Source organism: Halalkalicoccus subterraneus (genome assembly GCF_003697815.1).
Taxonomy (GTDB): Archaea; Halobacteriota; Halobacteria; order Halobacteriales; family Halalkalicoccaceae; genus Halalkalicoccus; species Halalkalicoccus subterraneus.
This window is the reverse complement of the sequence record NZ_RDQG01000011.1, coordinates 1-12,747: the sequence shown is the minus strand read 5'-3', so window position 1 is coordinate 12,747 and position 12,747 is coordinate 1. Positions and strand designations below refer to the sequence as shown.

The following is a 12,747-nucleotide window of genomic DNA, read 5'->3' as shown; positions in this document are numbered from 1 at the left end:
CGTGGACGAGGATACCCAGCGCGAGGCGCTCTCCGCTGTACTCACGGCGATCGCCGACCGGATCGAATTGGAGAAGGACCACCTCACCGAACTCGATTCCGCGATCGGAGATGCGGACCACGGCGCGAACTTACATAGAGGATTTCAGGCCGCACTCGACGGGGCAGATTCCGAAAACGACCCTGACGCGTTCGTCAAGGCCGCGGGGATGGCGCTGCTCTCGAAGGTCGGCGGCGCGTCGGGTCCCCTCTATGGCGGGTCGCTCGCGGTCGCGAGCAGCGAGTTCGAGGAGGGGATAACGACCGAATCGTCGGTGGCGTTCGCCGAGGCCTACCTCGAAAAGGTGAAGGACCGCGGCGGGGCGAGCGTCGGGGATAAGACGATGGTCGACGCGCTCACCCCCGCTGTTCACACGTACAAGCGCGCGATCGAGGTCGACGACCTCGACCCACTGGCAGCGCTCTCGAAGGCCGTCGACGCCGCCGAGCGCGGCGTCCGGTTTACGACCCCCATCCGCGCGAGCAAGGGCCGGGCGTCGTATCTCGGCTGGCGCTCGGTCGGTCACCCCGATCCGGGCGCGACGAGCACGCTCTACATGCTCGAGGAGATCCACGACGTGGCCGCGGAGTATCTCGACGGCGAGGCGGCGGTGGCTGACGCGGAAGCCGAGGCGGAAATCGAAGAGGGGTCGGGCGAATGATCGGGCTCGTCGTCGTCTCCCACAGCGCGCGGCTCGCGGAGGGGGTGTGTGAGGTCGCCGGCGAGATGGCCGGCGACGCCGCCGTGATCGCCGCCGGCGGCACCGACGACGGCCGGCTGGGAACGAGCGTCGACCTGATCGCCGACGCGATCGAGGAGGCGAGCGCGGAGGCGGAGGGCGTCGTCGTCCTTGCGGACCTCGGCAGCGCGGTGATGAACGCCGAGATGGCCGTCGAGGTGGCCGAGGTCGAGGCGGTCTTCGCGGACGCCCCGCTGGTCGAGGGAACGGTCAACGCCGCCGTGAGCGCGACGGGCACGAAGGCGACGCTCGACTCGGTGAAGGAATCCGCAGAGGAGGCCCGTGGGCTCTCGAAGACCTGAGTCGATCAGTCCAGTTCACGTGCGAGGACGTCGCGCAGCGCGGCGATCTCGTCGGCGTCGGAGACGAGTTCGCCCACGTCAGTCGCGATTTCGAGCGTCTCCTCGGGGGTGGCCTCGCCGATCTCGACGACGGGCGCGACCCCCGAAAAGCGCTCGCGGACGGCGTCGGGGTCGGTCGTCTCGATCACTGCACGGCCCGCACGCTCGTTGAACAGCCGCCCGAGCGCCGGCCCGCCCGAGAGGTCGACGCGCGCGCCGGCCTCGCCGACCATCTCCGCGAGCGTCACGGCGAGCCCGCCGTGGCTCGCGTCGTGGACCGCAAGCGTTCCCTCGTCGTTGGCGATCCCCGCGAGCGCTCCGGCGAACGCGGGGGCGTTTTCGGCGGGTGCAGGGAAACGATCCGAGCCGCCCACGCGCGCGAGCAGCTCCGAGCCGCCCAGTTCGGGCGTCGCGTCGCCCGTCAGTACCGGGTCGCCGACGACCAGGAGGGACCCCTCGCCGGCCAGACGCGTCGGCGGGGCATCTCGATCGTCTACCGTCCCGACCATCGCGAGCGTCGGGGTCGGCGGGATCGGGCCGGTCGCAGAATCGTTGTACAGGGAGACGTTGCCGCCGACGACCGGGACCGCGAGGGCCGAACAGGCATCGGCCAGCCCCGAGACGATCGCCCGAAAACCACCATACACGTCGGGTTTCTCGGGATTGCCGCCGTTGAGGCAGTCGACGGCCGCGAGCGGGGTCGCACCCTTGGCCGCGAGGTTGGTCGCGTTCTCGACGGCGACCGCCCGCGCGCCCTCGTAGGGGTCGGCGGCCGTCCAGTTGGGATCCGCGCCCGCCGAGATCGCCAGATCCGATCCGCGCCCGCGGTCCGCACTGCTCGCAGCGTCCGCGTCCCGGATGGCCAACACGGCGGCGTCGTCGCCCGGCTTCACGGCCGTTCGCAGGCCGACCTCGTGGTCGTACTGGCGGTAGACCCATTCCTTGCTCGCAGTGTTCGGGCTCGAAACGACCTCCCGAAACGCCTCCTCGATATCGACGTCGGGCACCTCGCGTGCGGGTTCTTCGGGCTCGACGTAGTCGAGGTCGTTCATCGGCGCGCCATCGGTGAGAAAGCCGGGAGGGACGTCGACGACCGTCTCGCGCCCTCGCGGTTCGCCTTGCTCACCGCCCGGGCCGTCCGAGGCGTCCTCAGAAGTGCAACGCACTTCTGATGGGCTGGGAGAACCACCCTGCGGTTCTCGAACGCGTTGTGCCTCGCTTCCCCCGAACGTACAGGTGTAGTTCCCCTCGCTGACCTCGCCGATGACCGAACAACCCAGATCGAAGCGCGCCGCGATCTCCTCGACCCGGTCGACGTTCTCCGGACGGACCTCGTAGCACATTCGCTCCTGGGATTCGGCGAGCAGGATCTCCATGGCGTTCATGTCCGGCTCGCGCTGGTGGACGCTGTTCAGATCGATCCGTGCGCCCAGACCACCTTTCGCGACGAGTTCCGAGGACGCCCCGCCCAGCCCCGCCGCCCCCAGGTCGCGGGCGGACTCGACCAACCCTTCATCGACGAGCATCTCGTTGGCCTCGATGAGCAGCTTCTCCGCGTAGGGGTCGCCGACCTGCACCGCGGGGCGGTCCTCGGTCTCGGCGTCCTCCGCGAGGTCCTCGCTGGCGAAGGAGGCCCCGCCCAGCCCGTCCCGACCGGTGGCGTTGCCGACGAGCACGAGCGCGTTGCCCGCCTTTTGGGCCTCGGCGGTGACGAGGCGGTCCTCGGTGACGAGGCCGACGCAGGCGACGTTGACTAGAGGATTGCCCTCGTAGTCCGGGTGGAAGGCGAGGCTGCCGCCGACGGTGGGAACCCCAATGGCGTTGCCGTAATCGGAGATCCCCTCGACGACGCCCTCCAGCAGGTAGCGCGTGTGCTCGCGATCGAACCCGCCGAAGTACAGCGAGTCGGTCAGCGCGAGGGGGTATGCGCCCATCGAGAGGGTATCCCGTACTATGCCGCCGATCCCCGTCGCAGCCCCGTCGTAGGGGTCGACGTAGGAGGGGTGGTTGTGGCTCTCGATTCCAAGCGTGATGTAGGTCCCGCTCGACTCCCCCGTCCCGGGGTCCGGGAGCGCGACGACCGCGGCGTCGTCGCCGGGCCCGACGACGACGTGCTCGCCCTCCGAATCGAACGCGCCGAGCAGGGGCCGCGAGGAGCGATACGCACAGTGCTCGCTCCAGAGGTTCTCGAACAGTGCGGCCTCGGCCCGTGTGGGTTCGCGGCCGAGTTCCGTAGTAATGATCTCGCGATCCGAATCCGAGAGGCTCATTCACTCCCGTGTTCAGCCGAGGGCGATAAATCGCTTTCTATGTGCATGATCGTGTGTATCAACGGATCGGGGTGCTTTTGCACACCCCTCTCGAAGATCGACCGTGCTCTCGGTCGAACTCCACGCACACTCCGCGCTCTCGCACGACGGGCGCGACCCCGTGGACCTCGTTTTGGAGCAGGCCGCAGCCGTCGGCCTCGACGCCGTCGCGATCACCGACCACGACGCGTTCGACGCGAGCCGCGAGGCCGCCGAACTCGCCCCCGAGTACGGACTGATCGGGATCCCCGGTATCGAGATCTCCAGTAGCGCCGGCCACGTCCTCGGTCTCGGCGTCGACGAGCGGATCCCGCCGGGACTTCCCTTCGAGGGGACGATCGAGCGGATCCACGCGGCGGGCGGGATCGCCGTCGTTCCCCATCCCTTCCAGTCCTCCCGCCATGGCGTCGGCGCGAAGGTGTCCCGGGACGAGCTCGCACAAGCGGACGCCATCGAGGTCTACAACTCTAGACTCCTCACAGGCCGGGCCAACCGCAAGGCCGAACGCTTCGCACGATCGCGCGGACTGCCCATGACCGCCGGCAGCGACGCCCATATCAGCGAGATGGTCGGTCAGGCGGTGACGCGGGTCGATACCGATGGTGAGCGGACCGTCGATGCGATCCTCGATGCGATTCGTGCGGGGCACACGTCAGTGGACGGCAAGCGCACTCCCTGGCGGATCAGCTTCCGGCAGGCCGGCGGCGGGGCGAAACGCCGGGTGAAACGCCGCGTCTCCTCACTGCTCGAATGATCCACGGCGCCGACCTCGCGACCGTCGAGCGGGCCGTCGAGAACCACGATCCGCTGCCCGACGGGCCGGGCTTTGCCGGCGAACTCCCCGACGGACGGCTCGTCCGGGACGTCCTCGGGCGCTCCCCGCTGTTCGTCGAGCACTCGGGTACGCAGTGGGCGTTCTCGCCGACCGATCTCGACGATGCGGTCCCGTTTCCCGCGGGCCATGTCGGTGACGAGCGTGTCTTCTCGCTGCCCGACCCGCCCGCCTTCGCCGACGAGAACGAGGCCCTCACGGCGGTCGCGGACGCGCTCGACGCGAGCCTCGCGCTCGATGCCGAGGGGCTCGCGGTCGCCTTTTCCGGTGGTGTCGATTCGGCCGTCGTCGCCAGTCGGGTGGACGCCCCGCTGTACGTCGTCGGGTTCGAGGGGAGCCACGACCTCGATGCGGCCCGCGAGAGTGCCCACGCGATGGACCGGGACCTCCGGATCATCGAGTGTACCCACGCCGACATCGAGCGGGCGGTACCCCTTGTAGCACGCGCTACGGGCCGAACCAACGCGATGGACGTCGGCATCGCCCTCCCGCTCTTTCTCGTCGCCGAGCGAGCAGTAGGAGACGGCTACGACCGCCTCGCCGTCGGGCAGGGTGCCGACGAGCTGTTCGGCGGCTACGAGAAGATCGTTCGGACCGATCACCGTGTCGACGCGGACACGGTTCGGGGCGCGACTCGCGAGGTGATCGCGGGCCTGCCCGACCAGCTCGAACGCGACGTGCTCGCGATCCGTGCCGCCGGGGCCGAACCGGTCGCGCCCCTGCTCGACGGACGCGTCGTGCGCGCGGCGCTGCGCCTCGACGGCCCGATGCTCGCGACCGACGAGGAGCGAAAACGAATCTTCCGGAAAGCGGCCCGCGAGTTCGTCCCCGGCGAGGTCGCCGGTCGGAAGAAGAAGGCGGTGCAGTACGGCAGCCTGATCGCGCGCGAACTCGACCGTCTGGCCCGTCAGGCGGGCTACAAGCGCCGGATGGACGACCACGTCACGAAGTACGTCGCGTCGCTACTCGAATCGGGATAGCGCCTCGCGACCCAGCCGAGTGACGTCAGGGTCGAACCGCTCGTCCTCCAGTGTCTCGGGCCCGACCCACTCCCAGTCTTCGGATCCTTGCTCGCCGTCGGCGGGGTCGAGCGCGCGCGAGTTGGCCCACCCGTAGTAGACGAAATCGATGTGCTGATGGCCAACACCGTTTTCGGAAACGTTGATGTCCTCGAGCAGCAGGTGGGCGGGTTCAGGCAGCGACTCGACGGTCGACGAACTCACGTCGTCGTGTTCGGACAGGATTTCGACGTCGAGACCCGTCTCCTCGCGGGCCTCCCGCAGGGCGGTCTCGTGGGGGAGTTCGTCGCGGTCGACGTGCCCGCCCGGCGGGAGCCACAGCCCGAGCTTCTCGTGTTCGTGCAGCGCCGTCGCGCCCTCGTTGACGACGTAGACGGTGGCGGTGAAGTGCCGTGTCGTCTCCATACCCCTCCGAGCGTCGGCGGCCGTTTGGCCGTTTCTATCCGTTTCGTCGGCCCGACTCGTCCGGCGGGTCGCTTTCCTCCTTACGGGCGAGGAACTCCCGTTCGGCGTCGTCGAGATCGCGCTCACGAAAGGCGTCAAGTCCCTCCTGATAGCGCTCCTCCGTTTCTTTGGTCGGCGTTTCGAGGACGAGCTCTGCGAGACCGGTCTCTCGTCCGGTGTAGGCAAACCCTGCTCGGTAGCACGCCTCGTAGGCAAACGGGTTGTTCACCGCGATCCGCACCCGGTCGTAGCCCCGCCCGCGGGCGCGTTCGCGGACGAACGCGAGCAGTCGGGGGCCGAGCCCCTCGCCCCGATGCTCGACGTGGGTCGTGATGTAGCGGATCCACAGCGTCTCGGGTTCGGTTCGGTCCTCGTTGAACGCCGCGGCCGCACGGACCTCGCCCTCCTCGCGGATTACAGCCTTGCCCGTGTTCGTCATGACGAACTTCCCGGCGTAGCTGAACGTCCGGTAGTCGAGTTCGAGTTTCGGCCCGTCGGGCGGCCAGCCGAGCAGTTCGGACTCCATACCCTCCGTTGATCGCCCGCCGTGTTGAGCGGTGTGGAAACCGGGGAACACATACCCCTGCCCGAAGAAGGGCGATTCATGGCCGGAGTCACTCGGTTCGATCGCTCGGCGGCGACCCTGTTCGTCCTCTTCGGCGATCTCGCGATCATCGCCGCACAGCTCTCCTACGGGTTGATCACGCACGGCACTGACCCGCTCGCCGATCTCCCCTACACCGCGGAAACCGTTGTCCCGTTCCTGCTCGGCTGGCTGCTCGTCGCCCCGATGGTGGGCGTCTACACCGCCCGCATCCGGGAGTCGTTCGTCGAAACCCTCCTCGCGGTGGGGATCGCCTGGCTCGTCGCCGCGCTGATCGGCGTTGGCCTGCGCGCGACCCCGTGGCTCGTCGGCGGCGCACCGCCGACGTTCGTTCTGGTCACCGTCGCCACCGGTCTCGTGACGCTGCTCCCGTGGCGCGTGCTGGTAACCGCGCTCTCGCGCCGCGGATAGAACCCTGGCGTCGGTCAGACAGTCGTTCGATTGGCTTTTCGACTTTCCTCCAACCCGCCTCCACCAGCGGAGTCAGTCGGTCTAAGCGAAGCACGCTGCGTAACCATGAATAACTTATAAAAAAGTTTTAAATATGTTATTCACAGATTACTACAGAGTTATCAAGGGGCTATTCAACTGTTAGTCAAAACAATTATACTGATAGGGTCCATACATCCAGATACATTATGGCGTCTTACTACGATTTGATCCTCGGACTCATCCCGCTCGCGTTGTTCGGTATCGGTGGAACGTTGACTGTGCTGGGCGTCGATCTCGCGCTGGCCGTTCCGGCCGCCGCCGCGGTCGCCATCGTCCTGATCGGCCATGCACTGTTCGTCAACCAGCCCGAGGGCCCGACCGCACAGCCGACCGGCCCCTCGAAGCGATCGACCGAATAGACCACGAACTGTTTTCTCGCCGGCGGCCGAACGGCCGTTCGTGACCGATACACTGTTTCTGACGAGCGACGATCTCGTCGATCTGGCGGATCCCGAGGACTACGTCGACGCCGTCCGCGAGGGCTACCGCCAGCGCGGGGCGGGCGCGGCCGCCGAGCCCCGGACCAAACTCCGAAACGACGATCCGCCGGGGATGCTGACGGGCTACATGGCGATCCTCCCCGAAACCGGCGTCATGGGTGGGTACACCTACGGCGCCGGCTTCGGTGCGCGTGATGCCTGGTTCGTCACGCCGCTGTTCGACGCAGAGAGCGGCGAACCGCTGGCGCTGCTCGACGGCGCGTACCTGAACCCGTTCAAGACGGGGGCGGCGGGCGCGGTCGGCGTCGACACGCTCGCCCGTGAGGACGCGAGCACGCTCGGGCTGATCGGCAGCGGCGCACAGGCCCGCGGCCAGCTCCGTGCGACCGCCGCCGTCCGCGAGTTCGATTCAGTTCGAGTGTACTCGACGACCCGCGAGAACCGCGAGGCGTTCGCTGACGAGATGGACGCGATCGTCGACCCGACGGTCGAGGCGGTCGAAACGAGTGCCGACGCCGTTTCTGGCGCGGACGTCGTGATCACGGCGACGAACGCCTCGGATCCCGTGTTCGACGGCGAGTTGCTCGAACCCGGCACGCACGTCACCGCGATGGGCCAGTACGACACCCGAAAGCACGAACTCGACGCGACGACGGTTTCGCGCGCGAAGTACGTGCTCGACCTTCGGGCCCGCATGGACCGGGACGCCGGCTCGCTGATGGCCGCCATCGAACAGGGTGTCGTGGGTCCGGATCACGTCCACGGCGAACTCGGGGAGGTGATTTCAGGGGACGTTTCGGGCCGCGAGAGCACAGAGGAGATCACCGTCTTCGACAGCGGCGGCACCGGGATCGAGACGGTCGCCGCGGCCCACATGCTCTACGAGCGAGCACGCGAAGCGGGTCTCGGGACGGAAATCGAGTTCACACCCGCCAGCGAGGCGATGCCCGGTCGCTGAGGGAGGCCCTCTCCTCACGCGAACGCCAGCGCGGCGCCCATCGAGAGGAGGCCGACAGCGATCAACGCGGCGCTTCCCCGAACGACCGGCCGGACGATCGAGCGCTCGATGGAGGCTGCGAGCGCGATCTTGACGAGGATGCTCGCGACCGTCCCGGCGAGCACGCCGGCGGCGGCCACGTTAGTCGAGAGCTGACCCGACTGGACGAGGACGACCGCGGTCGTCGCCACCGACCCGCTCGAGACGAGGCCGCTGAAGAAGCTCGTCGCGAGAAATCCCGTCGAGCCGAATAGCTCCTGGGCGCCGGCCGACGCGATCAGAACGACCAGAAACAGCGTGCCGAACTTCAGTGCGTTGCTCAGGCTGAAGGGCGATTCGAACTCCGTTTCGAGTTCGACGTCCCAGTCGCTCATCAGCAGCGACAGCGCGATCCCGGCCAGCGCGATCGCAGCCAGTGGAATCCCGATGACGAACGCCAGCTCGGGGACGAACACGACGATTATCAGGAGGTTCCGAAACGCCATCGCGGCGTCGGCGAGCAGGATCCCGCCGACGGCCAGCCCGGTGAAATCCTGGCTCGTGCGCGCCCGTGAGGCGATCTCGCCGACGGCCGCCGTGGAGTTGACCAGTCCACCGAAGAAGCCGCTGATGCCGACGCCCTGACTGCCGAACTTCTGGATGATGACGTAGTTGACGAAGCCGATCGCGCTCATCGCGATCACGAGCAGCCAGACGGTCCGCGGGTCGACCGCGTTCCATGGCCCCATGTTCTCGGTCGGTAACAGCGGGTAGATGACGAACGCGAGGATCGCGAGCTCGCTCGCACTTTTGACCTCCTCCTTCGAGAGCTCGCGGGCGAACTCGTGGAGCTCGCGCTTCAACACGAGCAGCAGCGACGACAGCAACGCGACCACGACCCCTTCGAGGACGTAGCCGCTCGCGACGAGGATCCCAACGCCGTAGGCGACGAACATCGAGATCGAGGTCGTCAGGTACAGCCCCTCATCGTCCGCGAGCCCCTTCACGCCCAGAAACGCCCCGTGGACGACTACGAGGACGCCGCCGACGACCAACAGGCCGTCGCTGCCGACGATGACGAACACCGACCCCGCAAGCGTGACCAGTGAGAACGTCCTGATGCCCGCGGACTTCTGTGACCACTCGCGTTCGAGCCCGAGGAACAGCCCCAGCGCGACCGCTACGAACAGTCGTTGTACCTCGAGACCGATCTCTGCCAGTGCCCCCTCGATCATCGCTAGTTATCCCTGGTCGTTGCCCGCCGGTCGCGACGGGCCGCGGTTCGCCACATGTCTATCGAGTAGTCAATAGTCGTATATAGATATACGTTGCGCGCTCGGACGGGCCGTCGGCTCGTGCGGATCGCAAGGGGGATCGAGCCAAGCGGCGTTTCCGTGCCGGGCTTTGAACCGTTCAGAGCCCGATCGCCTGTGTGAGCGTCAGCCCGCTCGCGAGCGCACCCGCCAGATAGCCGGCGATGGTCCCCCCATTGAGGAGAGGGAGCCCGGCGTGGGCCCGCCCCTGAAGCACCATCCACAGCAACACGAGCAGTCCGGCGAGGGTGCCGATCATTCCGCCGAGCGCGGGAACCGTCAGCGCGACCCCCGGTATCGAGAGGGACGGTGTGGGGACGAAAAACGCCGCGCTCGCGACGAGGACCGTGGGAATGACCGCGTCCCCGAGCCCGATGAAGAAGGCGTCCCGATCGTCGCTCCCGGTGGTTCCGTCTTCCCGGTTCTCCTCATCGTCCCCCGTCGGTGCTTCCTCGAGAAACGAATAGCCGACCGAAACGGGAACGATGAGGAGAACCGGGAGCTTGATCTCCATGACGCCGTCGGCCAGCGAGAGCATGTGTTTCGTACCGTAGACGCTGATGGCGTCGTAGACGGCGAGCACGACCAGAAGGACGATCGCGGGGAAGATCCCGAAGGTGATCCCGAAGATCCCCGCCGCGCCCGCACCCATGATCACGCCCGCGGCGTCGATGACGTACCACTCGGGGTAGAGCGTGAGACCGGCACCGACCGCGAGCGCGCCGAGCGCGGCGGGGACGTGGACGCCGCCGATGACCACGGGTGCCGGGAGCACCACGACGAGGACGTACCACGAGAGGAACACACTGGCGAGAACGACCAGCCCCCGAATCAGCCACTGGAGGTCGAACTTGAACGCCGCGAGCATCACTCCCGTGGCGACGAGGATCGCGCCGATATACAGGAGGGAGTTCGTCGGGTCGTCGGGGTTTTCGACGGCCTGCAGTCCCGCCGACTGGAAGGGCTCGACCAGCGCGAGCGCGCCGAGCTGGATCGAGAGGAAGAGGGCGACCGTACCGGCGACCGCAGCCAGTACGTGGGAACGCTGGTCCATGCCTCACGATCCGCCCGACGGACCTTCGGGGTTTCGTTCCCGTTCAGCGGGCGTACAGTTTTCCGCCGAGCAGACCCGCCAGCGCCGACCGATCGTCGGGCGTCACCGCGACGTAGGGATGAGAAACGGGCCCGAAGACGTCGACGACGCGACCCACCTTCGAGAGGCTCTCGTCGAGCACCACGGTGCCGATATCGGGCCGACTGTCCTCGGGACAGCGAACGATCGCGAGCCCCTGTGCCGTTCTGACGACCTCGCCGACGCGCTTCATCGTCTCACTCCCGCAGCGCCGTCACGTAGGCGGCGATAGCCTGGACGAGGTCGTTCTTCGAGGCGTCGTCGGCGTCCTTGATCAGGACTCTCCCCCTCCGCTCGTACTCGCGGGGATAGGTCTGATCGCGCTCGATGACGGCGTCGTAGCCCACCTGCTGGGCGGCGGCGGCGATCTCCTCGACCGTCGGCTCGTCGATGGCGATGTCGAGCGGGACGCGCCGTCCCTTCGACCGGGAGACGTCGGCGTCGAGATAGGCGGGCCAGATCACGTTTTCGACCATACCGGTTCTCGACGGGCCGAGAATAAAACGCCTTCCGACCTATCGCCGGCGGAAGAAGAGCAGACCCGCGGCCGCCAGCGCGACGAGCGCGGCGACGACGCCGAAGCCGGGCTGGTCTTCGCCGCCGGAGCCGTCCGCGGCGTCGGTCGAATCGTTGCCGGCGGCCTCGTTGGTCGAGTCGTTGGCGGCCGCAGTGTCGTTCCCGATGGCCTCGTAGGCGTCGGGATGGAACGTCTCGGCGAGCGCGTCGATCGCGTAGACGACCTGCGGGCCGGGCTGGTTCATCTGGTTGGCGTTAACGGCGAAGACCTGGTCCTCCTGGCCGGCGGTCGTACTCTGGAGCACCTGATCGCTCACGGGCGGCTCCTCGAAGTTACCGTCGGGGTAGACGATCCAGTCGGGATCCTCGCTGAGCACGACCTCCTCGCTGATCTGTCCGTAGGACTCGATACCGGCCTCGCTCCCGAGGTTCTCGCCGCCCGCGGTTTCGATCACGTCCTCGATGAAGGTTCCCTCACCCGCAGTGAAGCCGTCACCCATCGCGAACAGGACCGTGGGGGAGTCCTCACCCTCGACGGCCCGTTCGATCGCGCCGATCTCCTCGTCCATCCAGTCGAGGGTTTCGGCCGCGCCCGCACACTCGCCGCTGAGTTGGCCGAACGTCTCGGTGTTCTCGCGCACGTCGTCGATCGATGTCGCGTCCCCGACCTGATAGACGGTGATACCGGCGTCGCGGAGCTGTGCGACCTGTTCCTCGTCGGCGACCGACGAGGCGAAGACGACGTCGGGTTCGAGATCGACGACCTGCTCGGTGTTGACCGTCAACCCGTCGTCCTGTGTGATGTCCGTGGGCTCGTCGTGGCCCTCCAGGTACTCGGTGTACTGGCCGACGGGCATCCCGACGACCTTCTCACGGGCACCGATCTCCCAGAGCATCTGGGCGTCGCTCGGCTGCATCGCGACGATGCGTTCGGGCTCCTCCTCGACGGTGATCTCCTCGCCGGTCGCGTCGGTTACGGTCGCGGGAAACTCACACTCGATCTCCGATTGGGCCGCCGCCACACCGTCGTGTGCGCCGACCGCCCCGATTCCGAACGTCGACGTGAGCACCAACAGCGCCACGACGACGGTAAACACTCGATTCACGAACCTGTGTGGGCACTTGTTCAATAAGTATTTACCTAAAGCAAATTCACTTGCTACCGTGACGCGACGCATCGAGACTGGGGCGTGGTCGGCGGGACTGTGTGTGCTGCTCGTCGTCGTGATCCTCCTCAGCGCGGCGCTCGGCCCCGTCCGCGTCGACCCGGTCGTCGTGGCGAAGGTGCTGCTCAATGCGGTGGCACTTCCCGCGGGGATCGGGCCGGCGAGTCCGGCCGGAATCGGACCGCTTTCCGTTCCGCTCCCGCGGGTCGAGTGGACTCCCGCGTTCGACTTCGCGGTGCCGGAAACCCACGAGACGATCGTCATGCGGATCCGACTCCCGAGAGTGGTCCTCGCGGCGGTCGTCGGCTTCGCGCTCGCGGCTGCGGGGACGGTGATGCAGGGTTTTTTCAGAAACCCGATGGCCGATCCCTCGATCATCGGCGTC

16 protein-coding genes are annotated in these 12,747 nt (G+C 67.4%); 8 read left to right on the top strand and 8 right to left on the bottom strand.

All coding sequences use genetic code 11. The features are described 5' to 3' along the window. Position 1 precedes the first annotated feature (1 nt). Together dhaL and dhaM are read left to right on the top strand one after the other, a co-directional pair. Positions 2-700: a dihydroxyacetone kinase subunit DhaL gene (gene dhaL / locus EAO80_RS03090; RefSeq protein ID WP_122088477.1), complete on the top strand. Its 699-nt coding sequence runs from the start codon at positions 2-4 to the stop codon at positions 698-700. Then, complete coding sequence (dhaM, locus tag EAO80_RS03085; RefSeq protein WP_122088476.1) at positions 697-1,080, top strand: dihydroxyacetone kinase phosphoryl donor subunit DhaM; 384 nt, start codon at positions 697-699, stop codon at positions 1,078-1,080. Before dhaL ends, dhaM begins: the two co-directional genes overlap by 4 nt. A gap of 5 nt (positions 1,081-1,085) precedes the next feature. Here the strand turns inward: dhaM and purL are convergent, their stop codons facing one another. After that, positions 1,086-3,389: a phosphoribosylformylglycinamidine synthase subunit PurL gene (purL, locus tag EAO80_RS03080; RefSeq protein WP_122088475.1), complete on the bottom strand. Its 2,304-nt coding sequence runs from the start codon at positions 3,387-3,389 to the stop codon at positions 1,086-1,088. 103 nt (positions 3,390-3,492) lie between these two features. Between purL and EAO80_RS03075 the strand changes: the two genes are divergently transcribed. Together EAO80_RS03075 and EAO80_RS03070 are read left to right on the top strand one after the other, a co-directional pair. Continuing rightward, positions 3,493-4,182 (top strand): PHP domain-containing protein, encoded by a 690-nt coding sequence (locus EAO80_RS03075; RefSeq protein WP_122088474.1) that lies wholly within the window; start codon positions 3,493-3,495, stop codon positions 4,180-4,182. Then, a complete protein-coding gene (locus EAO80_RS03070; RefSeq protein WP_122088473.1) occupies positions 4,179-5,240 on the top strand; it encodes an asparagine synthase C-terminal domain-containing protein in 1,062 nt (353 codons plus the stop codon). Before EAO80_RS03075 ends, EAO80_RS03070 begins: the two co-directional genes overlap by 4 nt. On the opposite strand, the gene EAO80_RS03065 is transcribed toward EAO80_RS03070, so the two are convergent. Together EAO80_RS03065 and EAO80_RS03060 are read right to left on the bottom strand one after the other, a co-directional pair. Further along, complete coding sequence (locus tag EAO80_RS03065; protein ID WP_122088472.1) at positions 5,223-5,684, bottom strand: NUDIX hydrolase; 462 nt, start codon at positions 5,682-5,684, stop codon at positions 5,223-5,225. The genes EAO80_RS03070 and EAO80_RS03065 overlap by 18 nt on opposite strands. A 34-nt stretch (positions 5,685-5,718) precedes the next feature. After that, a complete protein-coding gene (locus tag EAO80_RS03060) occupies positions 5,719-6,249 on the bottom strand; it encodes a GNAT family N-acetyltransferase (RefSeq protein ID WP_122088471.1) in 531 nt (176 codons plus the stop codon). Positions 6,250-6,327: 78 nt separating this feature from the next. On the opposite strand from EAO80_RS03060, the gene EAO80_RS03055 reads away from it, so the two are divergent. From EAO80_RS03055 to EAO80_RS03045, 3 genes are all read left to right on the top strand, one after another. Continuing rightward, on the top strand, positions 6,328-6,738 hold the full coding sequence (locus tag EAO80_RS03055) for a DUF3054 domain-containing protein (RefSeq protein WP_122088470.1): 411 nt from the start codon (positions 6,328-6,330) through the stop codon (positions 6,736-6,738). Between the two features lie 227 nt (positions 6,739-6,965). After that, positions 6,966-7,178: a hypothetical protein gene (locus EAO80_RS03050; protein ID WP_122088469.1), complete on the top strand. Its 213-nt coding sequence runs from the start codon at positions 6,966-6,968 to the stop codon at positions 7,176-7,178. 40 nt (positions 7,179-7,218) lie between these two features. Next, positions 7,219-8,217: an ornithine cyclodeaminase family protein gene (locus EAO80_RS03045; RefSeq protein ID WP_122088468.1), complete on the top strand. Its 999-nt coding sequence runs from the start codon at positions 7,219-7,221 to the stop codon at positions 8,215-8,217. A 14-nt stretch (positions 8,218-8,231) separates the two neighbouring features. On the opposite strand, the gene EAO80_RS03040 is transcribed toward EAO80_RS03045, so the two are convergent. From EAO80_RS03040 to EAO80_RS03020, 5 genes are all read right to left on the bottom strand, one after another. Then, positions 8,232-9,470, bottom strand: coding sequence for an MgtC/SapB family protein (locus tag EAO80_RS03040; RefSeq protein ID WP_122088467.1), 1,239 nt, complete (start codon positions 9,468-9,470; stop codon positions 8,232-8,234). Between the two features lie 178 nt (positions 9,471-9,648). After that, entirely contained in the window at positions 9,649-10,602 is a 954-nt protein-coding gene (locus EAO80_RS03035) for a presenilin family intramembrane aspartyl protease PSH (protein ID WP_122088466.1), read from the bottom strand. A 43-nt stretch (positions 10,603-10,645) separates the two neighbouring features. Continuing rightward, entirely contained in the window at positions 10,646-10,873 is a 228-nt protein-coding gene (locus EAO80_RS03030; protein ID WP_122088465.1) for an H/ACA ribonucleoprotein complex subunit GAR1, read from the bottom strand. 4 nt (positions 10,874-10,877) lie between these two features. Then, a complete protein-coding gene (gene srp19 / locus EAO80_RS03025; protein WP_122088464.1) occupies positions 10,878-11,156 on the bottom strand; it encodes a signal recognition particle subunit SRP19 in 279 nt (92 codons plus the stop codon). 39 nt (positions 11,157-11,195) lie between these two features. Then, the gene (locus tag EAO80_RS03020; RefSeq protein ID WP_122088463.1) at positions 11,196-12,302 is read right to left on the bottom strand and encodes a PGF-CTERM-anchored ABC transporter substrate-binding protein; all 1,107 of its coding nucleotides are present in this window, start codon (positions 12,300-12,302) and stop codon (positions 11,196-11,198) included. A 58-nt stretch (positions 12,303-12,360) separates the two neighbouring features. On the opposite strand from EAO80_RS03020, the gene EAO80_RS03015 reads away from it, so the two are divergent. Continuing rightward, positions 12,361-12,747, top strand: a 387-nt coding sequence (locus EAO80_RS03015) for an iron chelate uptake ABC transporter family permease subunit (RefSeq protein WP_245998414.1), incomplete at its 3' end; no start/stop codon positions are given.